The sequence below is a fragment of the Domibacillus tundrae genome, from assembly GCF_000970675.1.
Taxonomy (GTDB): Bacteria; Bacillota; Bacilli; order Bacillales; family Domibacillaceae; genus Domibacillus; species Domibacillus tundrae.
Genome location: NZ_LAJA01000001.1, coordinates 440,663 through 458,568, shown reverse-complemented (window position 1 = coordinate 458,568; position 17,906 = coordinate 440,663). Strand labels below are relative to the sequence as shown.

The following is a 17,906-nucleotide window of genomic DNA, read 5'->3' as shown; positions in this document are numbered from 1 at the left end:
GAAATAAATATATATATTATTGGTCAAATTGTAAATATATTTGGAGGAATGATCATGTCTTCTTATGAACCATTAACGATAGATTCTGCCGTTACACTCGTCAAAAAGTTGGGCTTGTTTGCAGAGTCTGACGCGGTTTCTGCGAATGAAATTGGGGACGGCAACTTAAACTATGTGTTTCATATAAAAGGAACAGAAAAAAGCGCTATCGTCAAACAGGCGCTGCCGTACGCAAAAGTCGTCGGTGAAAGCTGGCCTTTAACACTTGAGCGTGCGGATATAGAAAATCGCGCTTTGCGTCTTCAAGGAACGTTTGCGCCTGACTATACACCTAAAGTCTACTATTCTGATAAAGATTTAGCGATTACCATTATGGAAGACTTGTCGCATTTAGAGATTGCGCGGACTGGTTTAATCGGCGGAGAGGATTACCCGCTTATTGCGCAGCATACGGGCGAGTTTATTGCGCGTACTTTATATGGAACGTCTGATTTTGCCATGGGCCCACAAGAAAAAAAGAAGCTGCAGCATACATTTTGCAATCCGGAATTATGTGATATTACTGAAGGGCTCGTGTTTACCGATCCTTTTTTTGATGTGGAGACGAATGATTTTGAAGAGGGTCTTCGCGCTGATGTGGAAAAACTGTGGAATGATGCCGAGCTAAAGCTTCATGCTGCACAGTTGAAGCGCCAGTTTTTAACAGCCGGAGATGCCCTGCTGCATGGAGACCTTCATACTGGAAGCATTTTCGCGAGCAGCACGGAAACAAAAGTAATTGATCCGGAATTTGCTTTTTATGGACCGTTCGGCTTTGATATCGCGCATTTCACTGCTAATTTGTTCATGAATGCTTTGTCGCGGGAAGAAAGCCGCCGAGAGCGGCTTTACGAACATATTGTGACGGTATGGAATGTTTTCACAGGTGAATTTACCCGACTTTGGAATGAAAACAATACCGAGGCTTTTGCAAAAACAGAAGGTTATTTAACTTGGCTGCTCGCAGATATTTTTGAGCAGGCAACAGGATTTATGGGACTTGAAATGATCCGCCGGACGATCGGGCTTGCTCACGTCAAAGATTTGGACAGCATTGATGATGAGAAAAAACGGCTGGACGCAAAACGTCATTCATTGTCCATCGGCGCTCATTTTGTTAAAAAGCGTAAAGCGTACACGTCTGCCGATCAGCTCGTCGCAGCAGTTAAGGAGGCCGTTCAATGAACATTCCACAATCGGTCATCTGGGAACACGGCTCCATCCGGCTGCTTGACCAGCGGAAACTGCCGCACGTAACCCACTATTTAACGCTCCAAACAGTCCCAGCTGTATTTGATGCGATTAAATCACTTGCCGTTCGCGGCGCACCAGCAATCGGCATTGCGGCAGCGTTTGGTGTCGCTTTGTCCGCGCTCAATCACCCATCTGATGATATTGATGAAGTGAAGGAACAGGTATTGATCGACAGCGGCTATTTATCCCAGTCTCGTCCGACTGCGGTTAATTTATTTTGGGCTTTGAACCGAATGAATGAAGTCGTTGTTGCTGCCCCTACGGCCGACTCGCTTCGAGAAAATGTTTTGGCTGAAGCGCTCGCTATTCAAAAAGAAGATGAAGACGTATGCCGCGCAATTGGCGAGCATGCGCTTCCATTATTTAATGATGGCGATCATGTCATGACAATCTGTAACGCAGGGTCCATTGCGACAGCGAAATACGGCACGGCACTCGCTCCGTTCTTTTTATCAAAAGAACGCGGCATCAATCTGTCCGTCTTTGCATGCGAAACACGCCCTGTTTTTCAGGGCGCGCGCCTGACAACATGGGAGCTGATGCAGGCCGGTGTTGATGTGACGCTGATTACAGACAGCATGGCTGCTCATACGATGAAAACGAAAAACATCTCCGCAGTCATTACAGGTGCGGACCGGGTGGCAGCAAACGGCGACTCTGCCAATAAAATCGGAACATTTGGCCTTGCGGTACTGGCCAAATCATTTGGTATTCCGTTTTATATCGCAGCTCCTCTATCCACCTTTGATCTTGACACGCCAAATGGCGATGCGATTCCAATTGAAGAGCGTGACCCAACTGAAATTACAGAAGTCAACGGGATGCGTGTTGCACCAGAAGGCGTAGCTGTATTTAATCCTGCGTTTGATGTGGCACCGGCTGACCTAATTACCGGCATTATTACAGAAAAGGGCGTCATCGCACCGAATGAGCGTGACATCGCTGCGCTGTTTTCATAAGAAAAGTGGCAGACGCCTGGAGCTGGACATCGTTTAAAACTTATACCTCCTTACTCTTTTAATAAGAAAAAACGGACTTCGCTTGAGACGAAGTCCGTTTTTTACAATGGAATGGAAGCTAGTAATCCGTTATATAGTTTCATAAAAATCAAGGCAAGTAATACGCCGAAGAAAATCCAGAATATCGCTTCAAATACGATAATACCGATCATTTGCGGCGTTGTAATATGCGGGCTTAATTTATAAACGAAGTACACCACATACGCAACAGCCGTTACGAGAAAAATAATAACGGTTCCGACAGCGGATGAAAAGCTGATTAATGATAGCAGTCCGCCGATAAAAAAGATGACCGCGCCGAAACGGGTTTTTTTCAGCAATTCTCCATCCGCATCTTTTGAAAAGAAAAGCAGCGCCAGCTCATTCGCTGTGTTCGCGAGCAGCTTCAGCGTGGCAAAGATCATTGTAAAAACAACCATCAGCCCGCCGATCACGACGAGATTAATTTCCGTTTTGGTAAAAATGTCGAGCATTGTATTGTACAAGTTTGCTTGTTTCAGCAAATCGACAATGAGCGTTTGGCCAAACATCGAAAGCGATAAGCTGAACAGCAAAATGGATAAGAGCGGCATATAGCCGGTTAAATACGAGTTTTTCATCAACATGATTCTCCCCTGTCACAGTCAGTCATTGTTCATTATGCAAGAGGTTGATTGTTATGACAAGTGATTTCCGATCTTTTTTTGGAAAATGTGCACAATTTCTGTCAAAATCCGCATGTCTTCTTTGTCGAATTTTAAATTTTTTTTGCTCAAAAATATCGTATCTCTTCATATTTATTATCAGTGATTGAGTTTTCATACTCGTCTGATTTTGTGAAATGCACAATCATTTTTTTTACGCTATAATTTTAAGCGTACACGAAAACATAAGGAGGGATTCATTTGTCTTTGCTTCATTGGGCCGTTCTCGCTCCTTTTATAATGGCCGTATTCGTTCCTGTTTTGCGAAAAAAAGCAGCGCTTATACATACAGGCTGGTTTGTTCTGATTTTGCCGATCGTTTTATTTGGAACATTTCTTCAATATCTTCCTGTCACGATGAATAACAACACCGTCATGCAAACAGCACCCTGGATTCCATCGCTCGGTATTGATTTTACAGTGTATATGGATGGCCTTAGCCTTTTGTTTGCCCTTCTCATTACCGGGATTGGCGCACTCGTCGTGTTGTACTCCATCTACTACTTGTCCAAAACGAAAGAAAGCCTGCACCATTTTTACGTGTATTTGCTTATGTTTATGGGCGCAATGCTCGGCGTGGTTTTGTCGGATAACGTCATTACTTTGTACATGTTCTGGGAATTCACATCTATTTCGTCTTTCCTGCTGATCGCCTACTGGTATGATCGTGACCGTTCCCGCTATGGGGCATTGAAGTCGATGCTGGTCACCGTGTTTGGCGGGCTTATAATGCTCGGCGGCTTTCTCGTCTTGTCAATTATGGGGAATACGTTCAGCATTCGAGAACTCGCCGCTCGGGCACCTGAATTAAATGAACATCCGCTCTTTTTACTGGCGATGATTCTGGTCCTGCTTGGCGCTTTTACCAAGTCAGCACAGTTTCCATTTTATATATGGCTTCCTGATGCGATGGAAGCGCCGACCCCAGTCAGTGCGTATTTGCATTCCGCCACGATGGTCAAAGCGGGTATTTACCTTGTTGCCCGGTTCAGCCCAATTTTTGCGTTTTCTGGCTACTGGTTTTGGATTGTCGGGGCAGTCGGCTTATTTACGATGGTATGGGCCTCATTTAACGCGGTTAAACAAACAGACTTAAAAAGCATTTTGGCTTTTTCAACGGTCAGCCAGCTTGGATTGATTATGTCACTGCTTGGCATCGGGGCCGCGTCGCTTCATTTTGAAACGCTTGACGACAACATTTTCACAGCAGCGGTCATTGCTGCCGTTTTCCATTTAATTAACCATGCGACATTTAAAGGAAGTTTGTTTATGGTCGTCGGCATCATTGACCATGAAACAGGCACACGGGACATCCGCAAGCTCGGCGGGTTAATGAGCTTCATGCCAATTACGTTTACGTTGTCTGTCATCGGGGCATTTTCAATGGCCGGTTTGCCGCCATTTAATGGATTTTTAAGCAAGGAAATGTTTTTCCTTTCTATGGTTCAGCTAATAGAACTGAATTTATTTAACATAGAAACGTGGGCCATTCTCTTCCCAGTTCTGGCTTGGGTCGGCAGTGTATTCACATTTATTTACAGCATGATCATTGTTTTCAACGTGTTCACTGGAAAGTTTCAGCCGGAAAAAATCGAGAAAAAACCACAGGAAGCACCGATCGGCATGCTCATTTCGCCCATTGTTTTAGCTTCTCTTGTCGTTGTGTTCGGCTTGTTTCCCAACTTGCTGTCTTACAGCCTCATTCAGCCAGCGGCCGCAGCTATTGTGCCGTCAATTATTCCAGCAGGCGAGCAGCTTGATGTACATATTTCTTTCTGGCACGGCATTACAGCGGAACTGCTTATGACGATTGGTGTCATTGCCGCTGGTATTCTGTTGTTCAAATTCATGCCAAAATGGGGTCGTGTATATGATCATTTCCCCGGGAAAGTCACGCTCAATCAGTTTTATAATTCTGGGCTTTATGCGGCTGAGCGCGGATCAAACGCAATTACGAACGCGTATATGACCGGCTTTATTCGCAGCTACCTTGTGTACATTTTTACTTTCTTCATCGCAGCGCTTGGCTTTACGATGTGGGCAAAAGATGCGTTTCGCTATGATGCCTCTGCCGCAGCGCCGATTGGACTGTATGAAGTTTGCTTAATTGTTGTACTTCTTGCCGCAACACTGACTATTTTAATGGCCAAGTCACGATTAACGTCTATCATTTCGCTTGGGGCGGTCGGGTATACCGTATCACTGTTTTTCGTCATTTTCCGTGCACCGGATTTGGCCTTAACGCAGCTTGTCATTGAAACGGTCTCAACCGCCTTGTTCCTGCTTTGTTTTTACCATCTGCCAAAGCTGTCACGCCATGAAGAAAAGCGACGCTTTCAGGCGGGCAATGCGATCATTGCCGCTGGTGTAGGCGTCATCGTCACACTGCTCGGCATTTCAGCCCACAGTTCGAAGTTTTTCCCTTCAATTAATGAGTACTATGTCGAAAATACGTATGAAAAAGCGGGCGGCGAAAACATGGTGAATGTTATTCTTGTTGACTTCCGGGGTTTTGATACATTGTTCGAAATTTCGGTGCTTTCTGTTGCCGCACTCGGTATTTACGGATTGATTAAACTACGGTTGGAGAAAGGCGGCGAAACGAATGAAAACGAATGATGTGATCTTTCAAACTGTCGCCAAAGTCGTTTTTTTTATGATTATCTTTTTCGCTGTCCACTTGTTTTTTGCCGGCCATTATTATCCGGGCGGCGGTTTTGTCGGCGGACTGCTTACGTCCGGGGCCATCGTCCTTTTGCTTTTAGCTTATGACATGAAAACCGTCCGACGCGGCTTTCCGGTCGATTTTAAATGGCTGATCAGCCTTGGACTTTTGTTTTCGGTTGGGACAGCAGCCGGTTCATTAATGTTTAATGTGCCGTTTTTCACTCACGCGTACGATTACTTTCAATTGCCTCTTTTCGGCAAAACATCGCTTCACACCGCAATGCTGTTTGATTTAGGTGTGTATCTTGTTGTCATTGGTGTAACCATGACCATTATTCAAACGATTGGAGAGAGTGAATAATGGAAATTTTAATGTGTATTGTCGCTGGCCTGCTTTTTGCAGCAGCGGTCTATTTAATGCTTTCAAAAAGCCTGCTCCGCATCATTATCGGCACGGGGCTTCTTAGTCACGGAACACATTTAATGCTGTTGACGATGGGCGGACTGAAAGCAGGGGCAGTGCCTGTTCTCGGTGAACATGCTGCAACGTATACCGACCCGATTCCACAGGCGCTTATTTTAACCGCCATTGTTATTAGCTTCGGTGTCACGGCTGTGTTCCTCGTTATTGCGTACCGCGCATATCAGGAGCTTGGCACAGATAATATGGAGCAAATGAGAGGAATGGACACGGATGATTAATTTACCGATTTTGCCGATTCTCCTCCCACTTGTTGCTGCCGTTTTGTTAATGTTTTTGTCCAAAAGTGTGAAAGCGCAGCGAATCGTATCCGTTATTGCTTCTGCCGCGACGGTTCTTGCAGCGGCTGTCGTCCTGCTAAAAGTTAAGGCAGACGGCATTCAAACGATTGATATGGGCAGCTGGCCGGCTCCATTCGGCATTACGCTTGTTTCGGATATGCTGAGCATTTTGCTTGTCCTGACTGCTTCAATTATTACACTTTGTGTTGTTCTTTATTCGTTCGGCTCCATTGGCAGCGGACGTGAAGCGTTCTATTATTACCCGATTGTCCAGTTTTTGCTGGTTGGTGTAAATGGTTCATTTACGACAGGCGATATTTTTAACCTGTTCGTTTTCTTTGAAATTATGCTCATGTCATCATACGTCTTGATCGTCATCGGCGGTACAAAAGTTCAATTGCGGGAATCCATTAAATACGTGTTGGTGAACGTCATTTCATCAGCAATTTTCGTCATTGCGGTCGGTTTTTTGTATTCGGTTACCGGCTCCTTGAATATGGCGCACATCTCAACACGAATTTCAGAAATTAGTGCCGAGCCGATCATTACGGTATTGGCGATCCTCTTTTTAATCGTCTTCGGCTTAAAAGGCGGTATCTTCCCGCTTTATTTCTGGCTGCCGGGTTCATATGCTGCTCCGCCTGCACCGATTTTGGCTTTATTCGGCGCTTTGCTCACAAAAGTAGGTGTCTATGCGATTTTACGCACGTACACACTGTTCTTTTACCACGACCAGCCGTTTACGCATGACATTTTGGCATTGCTTGCCCTGCTCACAATGGTGGCTGGTTCAATTGGGGCATTAGCGTATAAAGACGTGAAACAAATCTTAATTTACAACATTATTATCGCAGTCGGTGTTTTATTATTCGGCATTGCCGTCATGACCGAGGAATCGATTGCGGGCACCATTTTCTATCTTGTTCATGACATGATTATTAAAGCTGGTCTGTTTTTGCTAGGCGGCATCATGATTTACATTACGGGCACGTCTGATTTAAATAAGATGGGCGGGTTGATCCGCCAGTATCCGGCTCTCGGCTGGACGTTTCTCATTGCATCATTTGCACTGGTCGGCATTCCGCCCTTATCCGGATTTACCGGTAAACTGCTGATCGTTCGGGCAGGATTTGAAACAGGCGAATACGTTGGGGCTATCGTTGTGCTCCTATCGAGTCTTGCTGTGCTGTATTCGGTTGTGAATTTGTTTATGGACGTCTTTTGGAAAAAACCTGAAATACCACTGCCTGAAACAAAGAAACAAACCGCTTCTCTCTTTATCCCGGCCGCAGTGCTCGTGATTCTTTCTGTTTTATACGGTGTTGGAACAGAAGTCGTTTATCCTTATGTGATGCAGGCTGTTGACACTCTCATCCATCCGGAAATCTACATTGACGCCGTATTGAAGGAGTAGATAATATGGCTTTTCAAATTTTATTAAATGTCTTTCTCGCGTTCCTTTGGATGTTTTTACAAGTGTCTTTCAGCGCACGGACCTTTATTATCGGGTACTTGCTCGGCCTGATCGTCATGATCGGCATGCGCCGCTTTTTTAACGGGCGTTTTTACCTGCATCGTGTCTGGGCGGTCACATACTTGTTTCTATTGTTTTTAAAAGAACTAATTAAAGCGAATATTGATGTGTTAAAGCTCGTCCTTCGCCCCAAATTGAACATACGTCCAGGCATTTTTGCACTGGAGACAGAACTGAAGTCCGATTGGGAAGTGACACTGCTGGCGAATTTAATTACACTGACGCCTGGCACGCTTGTTGTCGATGTATCAGATGACAACAAAACGCTTTACATTCATGCGATCGATATCGGTGATGTATCAGAAGCAGTTGACAGCATTAAAAATTCATTTGAAAAAGCGATTATGGAGGTGAGCCGCGGATGATTGAAACGGTTTTGCAAATTTCCCTGCTGCTGCTTGCCATTGCTATGATTGGCTTAATTTATCGTCTGATCAAAGGACCAACTGTTCCGGACCGTGTTGTAGCTCTTGATGCAATGGGCGTCAATCTTGTTTCAATTACAGCCGTCCTTTCAATGCTTCTTGGTACAAGCAACTATCTCGATATTATTTTGCTAATAGGCATTTTGGCTTTTATTGGAACAGTTGCGTTTGCGAAGTTTTTAGAAAAGGGTAAGGTGATTGAACATGACCGCGATCAGTGAGGTTCTCATTGCTGCTTTGCTGCTTATAGGAGCGCTTTTAAGCGTCATTGCGGCCTTTGGTGTTATTCGCTTGCCGGATGTTTATACACGCAACCATGCGGCGTCTAAGAGTGCTACCCTTGGCGTAATGTGTATTCTGCTGGCGACATTTCTTTATTTCTTAGTGGAAGATGGGCTGTTCAGTTCCCGCCTGCTGCTCGGAATTGCTTTCTTTTTTATCACCGCGCCGGTTGCCGGCCATTTAATCAGCCGTGCTGCGTACAATTCCGGTGTGAAAATGTGGGACCAAAGCGTGCGGGATGATTTGAAGGATAAAAATAGGTAACAAAAGAGGCTGTCCAAAACGGACAGCCTCTTCTTATTCATATAAGGTGTGATCTTTATCGCCATTTTCCTGATAAATTTTTAATATGCCTTCATGCTCTTTTACATATTCTTTTGCTTCGCTTAAAAGAGATTGTTTTGTTTCTTTGGATAGAATGGCGCGCTTGCCGTTTTCTTTTTGCAATATCCACTGGTCATTTTTATGCTTTATTTCATAATGCGGTCGCCCTTCATCGTTTTTCCCTTCAGAACTTCTTGCCCGGTCGATCGCAATGGCAATGGACCGTCCTTCTTTATAACCATCGTCAAGCAGCGCATTGGCAATTTCAATCGCTTTGTTTCTAACATGGCCCGGCAGGTTTTTCATCGAATCCGGGTAATCATTTTTGCTCCAGGGCATCGAATCACTCCTTTTTGGAAAGTGTTCCCGCCTGTTAAAAAGATCAAACGTTATTTTTTCTTTACGACCGCAATCGTGCAGCGCGAGAGGCAAATGAGCGCTTCGTCTTCATCCCTAATCTCAACGGTCCAAACATGCGTTGATTTTCCTTGATGGACAATACTCGCTGTTGCGGTGACAATACCTTCACGTTTGGACTTTAAGTGATTCGCGTTGATCTCAAGACCGAAACAGAGTTCAGTTTCAGAGTCAATCAAAACCGCTGATCCAATGCTTGCGGCTGTCTCAGCAAGTGCCACCGATGCGCCGCCATGTAAGAAACCGAATGGCTGACGCGTCCGCTCGTCAACAGGCATCGTCATCACCACGGTTCCTTTCTCTATTTTCACCATTTCCATACCCAATGATGCGATGAGGGTATTATCTGTTTGAAAATCCATGAAGTCATCCCCCTTTGATAAAAAGTGCCCCATTTGTGTGAGGCACCTTTTTTCATTATAGAATCATTGCCGCAATCCAGCCAAAAATAATGACTGGAATGTTGTAATGAATAAATGTCGGGACAACAGTATCCCAAATATGATCATGCTGCCCGTCCGCATTTAAGCCGGATGTCGGACCAAGCGTGCTGTCTGAAGCTGGGGAACCGGCGTCCCCTAAAGCACCTGCTGTTCCGACAAGAGAAATCACAGCCATCGGACTGAAGCCAAGCTCAAGCGCAAGCGGAACGAAAATGGTCGCGATAATCGGAACAGTTGAAAAAGAAGACCCGATGCCCATTGTCACAAGCAAACCGACAACAAGCATTAATAACGCACCGAGCGCTTTATTACCGCCGATTGCCGCTGCTGAATTTTGGACAAGGGTTTCAACATCGCCTGTTTCGCCCATAACACTCGCAAAACCAGATGCGGCAATCATAACAAATCCAATAAACGCCATCATACGCATTCCGTTCGTTAACAAATGATCTGCCTCACTCCAGCGGATTGCGCGGAACACGTATAAGACTACAATCCCGGCAAGCGCACCAAATATCATCGATTCAGTCCAAAGCTGTGCGGCCAGTGCAGCAATAATTGCCATGCCCGCCACGATAAGACCGGAAGAAGTATAATCTGTTGTGTTCGATTTCGTTTCAACCGAAGCCGTTAATTGAACTTCATCATAGTCACGCGGCTTCCGGTAAGAGAAAAATACAGCGATTAAGAGACCGACAAGCATGCCTACAGCTGGCAGAAACATCGCTTTTGGCACTTGATCCATCGCGACTTCAAGTCCACTTTCTGCCATATTGGTTACAACGATTTCATGGAAAATCTGTCCAAAACCAACTGGCAGGAGCATATACGGTGTGACGAGACCGAATGTTAAAACGGATGCCGTCAACCGCCGGTCAATCTGCAGCTCGTTCATAATTTTCAACAATGGTGGAATTAACAGCGGAATAAACGCGATATGAACCGGCACGACGTTTTGCGAAAAACACGCCATAATTAAAATGACAAATAAAATAAGTGCTCTCGGCAATTTTTTCGAACGTGCTTCTTCTTTATCCCCAATAAACTTCAACACAAAATTGACGAGCGCTTCCGGAAGCCCGGTGCTCGATACTGCCACGGCAAATCCACCGAGCATTGCATAGCTGAGCGCGACATTTGCACCGCCGCCTACGCCTTCTGAAAACGCGGCAATCGTCCCGTCCATCCCAAGCCCGCCAATCAGTCCACCAACAAGTGCTCCTGTAATAAGAGAAAAAACAACATTGACACGGAGCAGGCTGAGGACGAGCATAATGAGAACCGCCATTATAACTGCATTCATTATCTTTTATACCTCCAACACTTTAATTTGCTAAATCACTAAAGAACCGATTAAAAGATAGCAAATTGCCTGTCCGCTTGTCAATATACTTTTCCAGTAAATAAATAGGCGAATTATTCAGATTGGTCTGACAGCGCTAAAATCGCCAGTGTCCGTGTCATAACCCCGGGTGTTAATTCAGCACTGCCGGCAATATCGAGATGAACCCACGGCGTATTTTCTGCAAATTCACCGATAAAGCCGCCGCCCATAATGGCGTGTCCATCACGCCCCGGTGAATTATTCAAATCCGCCACATCACTGCTTCGAATGCGTTTTTTATCGTATTCTGTAAGCGGCAGCTGCCAAATCATTTCCCCTGCTTCATGAGAGGCTTCCAGCACCTCTTCAAAAAACGGCTCATTGTTTGTCATAGCTCCTGTTTTATCTTTGCCAAGCGCAATCACAACTCCGCCAGTCAGCGTGGCTACGTCCACAATTTTTCCGGCACGCTGCTGTTTGGCATACGTGATCGCATCTGCCAGAACGAGCCTGCCTTCTGCATCGGTGTTTTTTACTTCAATCGTTTTGCCGGACAATGATGTAATGACGTCGTCAGGTTTAAATGCGTTTGCGCTGATCACATTATCTGTTGCCGGAATGACTGCCATCACCGGACGGTCCGGCTGCAGCTCACCGATAATTTCCATCGCGCCAAGTACAGCAGCTGCTCCGCCCATATCTGTTTTCATGCCGACAATGCCGTCTTTCGGCTTAATGGAATAGCCGCCTGTATCAAAGGTAATACCTTTTCCGACAAAGGTAAGCACGTCTTCCCATGAATCTGCTGGGTTGTATTTGAGTGTGATCATTTTTGGCGGTTCCACCGATCCTTGGGCTACCGCTAAAAAAGCGCCCATGCCGATTTTCTCCATGTCCGCGCGTTCCAGTACCTCAAGCTCAAAACCATATTGATCGGCCAGTTTTTTTGCATGTAGCGCGAGATCTGCTGCTGTCATCATATTTGGCGGCGTCGCGGTTAAGCGGATGGCGGTATTTGTTCCATCAGCCATCGTTTTTCCTACCTTACACGCCGCTTTTATTTCCACCGAATCTCCTTCTGTATACACATCAATTGTTTTTAATTGTTTTTCCGGCTCATTCCCCGGGGTCCGGTAGCCTGTATACTCAAAATGCGCCATAAAGAACGCTTCGGTTAGGGCTTCCGCCGCTTCAACAGCTGTTATGTTTTCGGTTACGAATGAATCGAGTACAACGGCGATTGATTCCAGTCCGTACTGCTTTGACTGTTTAGCGGCTTTTTTAACCGCTTTATGGATCGCATGAAAGTCCGCTTCTTTTTCCTTGCCAAGTCCTGCGGTGACAATCCGCTTTGCCGTAATGTGGCCAAGTGCAGGAATAACGGACGTGTTTTCTTTCTTCGCGGAAAGATCACCATTTTTCACAAGTTCCGTCAGCTGTCCTGAAAAAGCGTCATCGAGCGGCTGTAATACTCCTTCAAATTTCAATGGTTTGTCATACAGCCCGATGAGCAGCGCATCCGCTTTTGTTTTTATGAATGGTTCTTTTTTGATTGTAAACATCTTCATCACCTCACATGTTATTATAGTGGAAAATGGACAGGAGTGTTGTGATGAGGATTGTATCGATTTGCCCAAGCAATACGGAAGTGTGTGAATATCTTGGAATCGAGAATCAGATTGTTGGTGTAGATGACTTTTCCGACTTAGACCGGATAAGGCTTGGGTCTGATTTATCCATTGATATGGACAAGCTGGCTAGTCTTAACCCCGACATCGTGCTGGCATCACTCAGCGTACCGGGAATGGAGAAAAATGTGGAGTCTCTAGAACGGCTTGGCATTCCGCATATTGTAACCAATCCGCATTCACTTAATGATATTGGTGTGTCAATTGAGCAAATTGCCGGGGCATGCGGGATAGATGGAAAAGATGCCCGAAGCAGGTGGATACGCTCGCTCCAATCATACAGGTCGCGGGAATGGGCAGACCGTACGCGTCTTTACTGGGAATGGTGGCCCAAGCCCTTGTTTACTCCGGGAGGCGCAAACTGGCTGACTGAAATAAGCATGCTATGCGGCGGAATCAATATATTTTCAGATTATCCTGAGCCAAGCGTGCAAACAGATTGGGAAATGGTATTGGAAAAACAGCCCGATATTATTTTGCTGGCGTGGGTTGGAGTCATGACGGAGAAAGTGAATACAGATGTCGTAAAAAAGAGACCAGGTTATGATGAAACACCCATTTTTGTGATGGAGGAAAAAGATTTTTGCCGGCCTTCACCAAATCTGCTGAAAGGTCTTGAGAAACTGGATCAATTATTAAACAAAAAATAAAACGACCTTGAGCAGGTCGTTTTGTTAAAACATTTGATAGCCTTTTGCGCGCAGCAGGCGCATAACGAATCCGCTCGCAACGGCGCCTAGTAAACCGCACAGCAGAATCGTAATGTCTACTGGCTGCAAACCTGTGATTCGATCACCGAGAATACGAAATGATTCTCCTGCGTTGAATAAATAGTCAAATGAACTAATGCCGTCTACAATAGCAATGGTGACGAGTGGATAAACAAAAGCCATAATCCACGTCATCCGCAGCAGCATGTTTAATATAAATCCGATGCCGAAAAACAGCACGAAAAAGAGCAGCGCTGACACGAGTACAGTTGCGATGTGCATGAAGCGATTCCCCCTAATTGTATACTTATAAGTGTACTGAACACGCTTTAAAAGGTCAATGAGTGAAAATGTGACAATAAAACGTATAAAGGTTCAAAGGCTGGAACACAGCGTCCTGCTGCAATGCTTTGTGACCTGCACCTTACGGGCCTAAAAAAACACCGGATACGAGGGGGATACGTATCCGATGCTTTATAAAGGTATTTCCTTATTTAAAAGGAAATAAACTTTCCCATCATAGTATAACCATTTTTGTTTATTTTTATTATTATCTTAATTTTCTGATAAATTCTCAATCTCAAATAAAAAACCGATAGGACGTGTAGCCAAATTGCGGACCTGGATCTGGAATGTCCTGGCAGGCAAGTCCCGCCTTTTCAAACAGCTGAATAATGCTGCGAAGAAGAATCGATGTATCTACACTTTTTTCAAGCTCATCCGTCCTCATCCACTGTGCGTCAAGCAGCTCTCCCGCGTTCGCTTCCGGTTCTTTTTCTTCATTGAGTGTCATATGAAAAATAATCATCGTGTCACTCACATCGTTTTGGATGACACCTGACCGGATGCCAGCGACGCCACATACAGATGCTTCAATGCCGGTTTCTTCTTTTACTTCCCGAACAGCAGCTTCGTCCGCCGTCTCCCCCGCATCCACAAAACCGGCTGGCAGCGACCATTGCCCTTTTAACCCGCCATATGATTTTTTCACGACAAGCCAGCGCCCGCTGCTGTCAATCACAACACCAGCCGCCGCGAGCCACACTTTTCCCCTCTTCATAAAATGCTTCCTTTCTGCCAATCAAAAAAGGACCTCTTCGAAAAGAGGCCCTTCTGATTTTTTACAGGATGTTGAATTTCCCTTTTTTCAAGACGAGTGAAGGGCCGCCGATCATGAAGAGCGCACGGTTGTCAATCATTTTCTTCATGAATGACGCTTTTGTACCCGTTAATTTTTTATCGAATACAACGCCAATTGCATCGTCGTCACCAAGTGAACAAACTGTTCCTTTAAGATGAGGAGTGAACGTTTCGAGACCTGTCTCCCCTTTCACCAATTTCACAAGGTTACGTGCAACTGTTTCACCTTGCTGCATCGCAATTTGTGCTGTTGGCGGGTACGGACGGTTAATTTCTTCATTGATGATCAATGAGCAGTCGCCTAGAACGAAAATGTCTTCCTGGTTTGGCGCACGAAGATCCGGATTGACTTTCACGCGCGCACGCATGTTTTCAATGCCTGATTTTTCGATAATGCTGCTGCCGCGGACACCTGCTGCCCATACGACTGTGCCAGCTTTAATTTCTTCTGTTTCATCTTCGCCTTTTGCGACGATGATACCTGTTTCTGTTGCACCTTTAATCGGTGTACCGATTTTAAACTCAACGCCTTTTTTCTCAAGCTGGGCAACGGCGTATTTGACAAGCTCAGGGTCAAAGCCCGGAAGAACCATCGGCGCTGCCTCTACGCAGTAGATGCGTACTTTTGAATAGTCGATATCGTATTCTTTGCAAAGTTCAGGAACTCGGTTTGCAAGCTCACCAAGGAATTCGATGCCTGTAAAACCGGCACCGCCGACGACAAATGTCAGACGCTCGTCTTTTTTCTCTTCTTCGTTTGCATATGTCGCAAATTGGAATTCAATATGATCACGCAATTGACGAGAAGTGTTTACGTTCGAAATCGTGAAAGCGTGTTCTTTTAATCCTTCAATGCCAAATGTTTCAGACTCGCCGCCAAGTGCGACAACGAGGTAATCGTAATCAACTTCGCCTGTATTTAAAATAACTTTCTTTTCTTCAGGTTTAATATCCTGTACTTCCGCACGGATAAATTCTACTTTGCTGCGGTTGATGACTGCATCAACATCGTAGCGTACGCGATCGTGGTGCATCGTGCCTGCTGATGCTTCATGAAGCCACGTTGTTTCATAGTGGTAATCATTTTTGTTGATAAGCACAATATTCGCTTCGTCTACTGATAATGCTTTTTGAAGACGTGTTACAGTAACAAGACCGCCATAACCGGCGCCCAATACTACAATTTTCGGCTTTCTCACTGTCATCTTTATCCACCTCTATTAAAATATTCTCGCAAAGAATGTGATACTCTTCACGTATGATTGTAAAAAAACACCCTTTACTATGTCACAAAATGGTAACAATGTGCACAACTAGCTTTATCATAGACGTTTTCGGTCCTTTTTTCAAGTTATTTCAACAAGAAATTTCAAATGAGACTTCCCTTCATGAATTCTGTAAAATAAGAAATGATAAAAAAAAAAGACGGCTTATACATCGTCTTTATGACCTGCTTTATACAGGTTTAAAAAAAGGGGGATTTTGAGTGACAGACATTACGATTATTGGTGCGGGTCCAACCGGCTTGTTTGCCGCTTTTTATGCAGGTATGCGCGGCTCCTCCGTAAAAATCATTGAAAGCCTGCCGCAGCCGGGCGGCCAGTTGTCCGCTCTGTACCCGGAGAAATTTATTTATGATGTAGCAGGTTTTCCTGCTGTTCGCGCCCAAGAGCTCGTCGACCGGCTCGTCGAGCAAATGAATCGGTTTCCGGTTGAACTTTGTCTTGAAGAAGCCGTTCAAGTTCTTGAAAAACAGCCGGATGGAACGATTCTTCTGCAAACGGACAAAGGAAAGCACGAGACAAAAGCAGTCATTATTACAGCTGGCAATGGCGCTTTTCAGCCGCGCCGCCTGGAAATTGACGGCGCAGACACTTTACCCAATGTCCACTATTTCATCAACGATCTGTCCTCGTTTGCCGGACGCCGCGTCGCTGTCCTTGGCGGAGGCGACTCAGCTGTAGACTGGGCAATGATGCTTGAAAATACGGCAAAAGACGTGACGATCATTCACCGCCGCGACAAATTCCGGGCACATGAACATAGTGTTGAACTTTTGCATGAATCGCGTGTTAATGTCATGACGCCGTTTGTCCCTGTATCATTTGATGGCCAACATCTTCAGCTTGAAGAAGTAAAAGGCGACCGGACTGAAAAACTGGAAATTGATGATCTCGTTGTGAACTATGGATTTATTTCCTCACTCGGTCCAATGAAAAACTGGGGGCTGGAAATTGAGAAAAATTCGATTGTGGTTAACTCCCGCATGGAAACAAACATTGAAGGTGTATATGCGGCGGGTGATGTGGCAACGTATGATGGCAAAGTGAAACTGATCGCGACTGGATTCGGGGAAGCACCGACCGCTGTCAACAATGCAAAAGCATTCATTGATCCCTCTGCAAAAATTCAGCCGCTGCATAGCACTTCCTTGTTTTAATTTTTTTACCACGGGTAAACTAAAGGTAAAAAAGGGTGGTCAACCATGCATGTACTTGTCATCGGCGCAGCCGGCACAACAGGACGGCTCGTTGTCCAAAGTCTCGCGGAGAACATTCAGCATCACGTAAAGGCGATGGTGCGCAAAACCGATCAGATGACGGATATGGAGAAGCTCGGTGCCCAGCCTGTACTGGCAGACTTAGAGCAGGATTTCAGTTATGCGATGAACGACGTAAATGCCGTTATCTTTGCGGCAGGTTCCGGTTCCTCGACCGGATCGGATAAAACAACCACTGTCGATCGGGACGGGGCAATTAAAGCAATTGATCTTGCTGTTTCTCATGGCATTGAACGGTTTGTTATGCTCAGTTCTATGGGGGCAGACCGGCCGGATGCAGGCCCGGAGTCCATGCAGCATTATTTGCAGGCAAAGCACGATGCAGACGCCCATTTGATGCAAAGCGGACTGACCTATACAATTGTCCGGCCGGGAGTACTTAAGAATGAAGCGGCGGCCGGCAAAATTGAAGCGGCCGCACAAGTCGCCGGCCGGACAAAGTCGATCGCGCGGGCTGACGTCGCGGAAGTACTCGTTCAGAGCTTGCTTGCTGAAAAGACTGAAAGCCGTATCTTTGAAATCGTAGAAGGCGATGTACCCATTGGCGAAGCGCTAAAAAGAATATAGATACAGGAAAACCGGCCGCCTGCGCACGCCGGTTTTTTGCTGCTCGTTTCGCGACCAAAAAAACCGCC

Annotated in this window: 20 protein-coding genes; 12 read left to right on the top strand and 8 right to left on the bottom strand. The window is 45.5% G+C overall.

Annotated features, from left to right (window positions below; translation table 11 throughout):
- Positions 1-54: 54 nt before the first annotated feature.
- Together mtnK and mtnA are read left to right on the top strand one after the other, a co-directional pair.
- Entirely contained in the window at positions 55-1,224 is a 1,170-nt protein-coding gene (mtnK, locus tag VQ00_RS02265) for an S-methyl-5-thioribose kinase (RefSeq protein ID WP_082091438.1), read from the top strand.
- Positions 1,221-2,252: an S-methyl-5-thioribose-1-phosphate isomerase gene (mtnA, locus tag VQ00_RS02260; RefSeq protein WP_046178482.1), complete on the top strand. Its 1,032-nt coding sequence runs from the start codon at positions 1,221-1,223 to the stop codon at positions 2,250-2,252. The genes mtnK and mtnA overlap by 4 nt, the downstream gene beginning before the upstream one ends.
- Before the next feature lie 101 nt (positions 2,253-2,353).
- Here mtnA and VQ00_RS02255 read toward each other — a convergent pair whose 3' ends face one another.
- Positions 2,354-2,917, bottom strand: a complete 564-nt coding sequence (locus tag VQ00_RS02255) for a DUF5366 family protein (protein WP_245617998.1) — start codon at positions 2,915-2,917, stop codon at positions 2,354-2,356.
- Between the two features lie 279 nt (positions 2,918-3,196).
- On the opposite strand from VQ00_RS02255, the gene VQ00_RS02250 reads away from it, so the two are divergent.
- The 7 genes from VQ00_RS02250 to mnhG are packed head-to-tail and all read left to right on the top strand — an operon-like array spanning position 3,197 to position 8,929.
- On the top strand, positions 3,197-5,614 hold the full coding sequence (locus VQ00_RS02250; RefSeq protein WP_046178481.1) for a Na+/H+ antiporter subunit A: 2,418 nt from the start codon (positions 3,197-3,199) through the stop codon (positions 5,612-5,614).
- A complete protein-coding gene (locus VQ00_RS02245; protein WP_046178480.1) occupies positions 5,601-6,023 on the top strand; it encodes a Na(+)/H(+) antiporter subunit B in 423 nt (140 codons plus the stop codon). Before VQ00_RS02250 ends, VQ00_RS02245 begins: the two co-directional genes overlap by 14 nt.
- A complete protein-coding gene (locus VQ00_RS02240) occupies positions 6,023-6,364 on the top strand; it encodes a Na(+)/H(+) antiporter subunit C (RefSeq protein ID WP_046178479.1) in 342 nt (113 codons plus the stop codon). The genes VQ00_RS02245 and VQ00_RS02240 overlap by 1 nt, the downstream gene beginning before the upstream one ends.
- Positions 6,357-7,838 (top strand): Na+/H+ antiporter subunit D, encoded by a 1,482-nt coding sequence (locus VQ00_RS02235; protein ID WP_046178478.1) that lies wholly within the window; start codon positions 6,357-6,359, stop codon positions 7,836-7,838. The genes VQ00_RS02240 and VQ00_RS02235 overlap by 8 nt, the downstream gene beginning before the upstream one ends.
- A gap of 5 nt (positions 7,839-7,843) precedes the next feature.
- Positions 7,844-8,323, top strand: coding sequence for a Na+/H+ antiporter subunit E (locus tag VQ00_RS02230; RefSeq protein WP_046178477.1), 480 nt, complete (start codon positions 7,844-7,846; stop codon positions 8,321-8,323).
- The gene (locus tag VQ00_RS02225; RefSeq protein WP_046178476.1) at positions 8,320-8,604 is read left to right on the top strand and encodes a Na(+)/H(+) antiporter subunit F1; all 285 of its coding nucleotides are present in this window, start codon (positions 8,320-8,322) and stop codon (positions 8,602-8,604) included. Before VQ00_RS02230 ends, VQ00_RS02225 begins: the two co-directional genes overlap by 4 nt.
- Positions 8,588-8,929 (top strand): monovalent cation/H(+) antiporter subunit G, encoded by a 342-nt coding sequence (gene mnhG, locus VQ00_RS02220; protein WP_046178475.1) that lies wholly within the window; start codon positions 8,588-8,590, stop codon positions 8,927-8,929. Before VQ00_RS02225 ends, mnhG begins: the two co-directional genes overlap by 17 nt.
- Before the next feature lie 33 nt (positions 8,930-8,962).
- Here the strand turns inward: mnhG and VQ00_RS02215 are convergent, their stop codons facing one another.
- The 4 genes from VQ00_RS02215 to VQ00_RS02200 all read right to left on the bottom strand — a co-directional run bounded on the left by VQ00_RS02215 (position 8,963) and on the right by VQ00_RS02200 (position 12,735).
- Positions 8,963-9,328 carry a DUF2188 domain-containing protein gene (locus VQ00_RS02215; RefSeq protein ID WP_046178474.1) on the bottom strand — a complete coding sequence of 122 codons (366 nt, stop codon included), beginning with the start codon at positions 9,326-9,328 and terminating at the stop codon, positions 8,963-8,965.
- Between the two features lie 50 nt (positions 9,329-9,378).
- Positions 9,379-9,768, bottom strand: a complete 390-nt coding sequence (locus VQ00_RS02210; RefSeq protein ID WP_046178473.1) for a PaaI family thioesterase — start codon at positions 9,766-9,768, stop codon at positions 9,379-9,381.
- Positions 9,769-9,823: 55 nt separating this feature from the next.
- Positions 9,824-11,152: a Na+/H+ antiporter family protein gene (locus VQ00_RS02205; RefSeq protein WP_046178472.1), complete on the bottom strand. Its 1,329-nt coding sequence runs from the start codon at positions 11,150-11,152 to the stop codon at positions 9,824-9,826.
- Positions 11,153-11,265: 113 nt separating this feature from the next.
- Complete coding sequence (locus VQ00_RS02200) at positions 11,266-12,735, bottom strand: leucyl aminopeptidase (protein WP_046178471.1); 1,470 nt, start codon at positions 12,733-12,735, stop codon at positions 11,266-11,268.
- A gap of 50 nt (positions 12,736-12,785) precedes the next feature.
- On the opposite strand from VQ00_RS02200, the gene VQ00_RS02195 reads away from it, so the two are divergent.
- On the top strand, positions 12,786-13,511 hold the full coding sequence (locus VQ00_RS02195) for a cobalamin-binding protein (RefSeq protein ID WP_046178470.1): 726 nt from the start codon (positions 12,786-12,788) through the stop codon (positions 13,509-13,511).
- Between the two features lie 24 nt (positions 13,512-13,535).
- Here VQ00_RS02195 and VQ00_RS02190 read toward each other — a convergent pair whose 3' ends face one another.
- From VQ00_RS02190 to VQ00_RS02180, 3 genes are all read right to left on the bottom strand, one after another.
- Positions 13,536-13,853: a YuiB family protein gene (locus tag VQ00_RS02190; RefSeq protein WP_046178469.1), complete on the bottom strand. Its 318-nt coding sequence runs from the start codon at positions 13,851-13,853 to the stop codon at positions 13,536-13,538.
- A gap of 298 nt (positions 13,854-14,151) precedes the next feature.
- Positions 14,152-14,631, bottom strand: coding sequence for an NUDIX domain-containing protein (locus VQ00_RS02185; protein WP_046178917.1), 480 nt, complete (start codon positions 14,629-14,631; stop codon positions 14,152-14,154).
- A gap of 61 nt (positions 14,632-14,692) precedes the next feature.
- On the bottom strand, positions 14,693-15,910 hold the full coding sequence (locus VQ00_RS02180; protein WP_046178916.1) for an NAD(P)/FAD-dependent oxidoreductase: 1,218 nt from the start codon (positions 15,908-15,910) through the stop codon (positions 14,693-14,695).
- A 287-nt stretch (positions 15,911-16,197) separates the two neighbouring features.
- On the opposite strand from VQ00_RS02180, the gene VQ00_RS02175 reads away from it, so the two are divergent.
- Together VQ00_RS02175 and VQ00_RS02170 are read left to right on the top strand one after the other, a co-directional pair.
- Entirely contained in the window at positions 16,198-17,151 is a 954-nt protein-coding gene (locus tag VQ00_RS02175) for an NAD(P)/FAD-dependent oxidoreductase (protein ID WP_046178468.1), read from the top strand.
- Positions 17,152-17,196: 45 nt separating this feature from the next.
- Positions 17,197-17,838 carry an SDR family oxidoreductase gene (locus VQ00_RS02170; protein WP_046178467.1) on the top strand — a complete coding sequence of 214 codons (642 nt, stop codon included), beginning with the start codon at positions 17,197-17,199 and terminating at the stop codon, positions 17,836-17,838.
- Positions 17,839-17,906 lie beyond the last annotated feature (68 nt).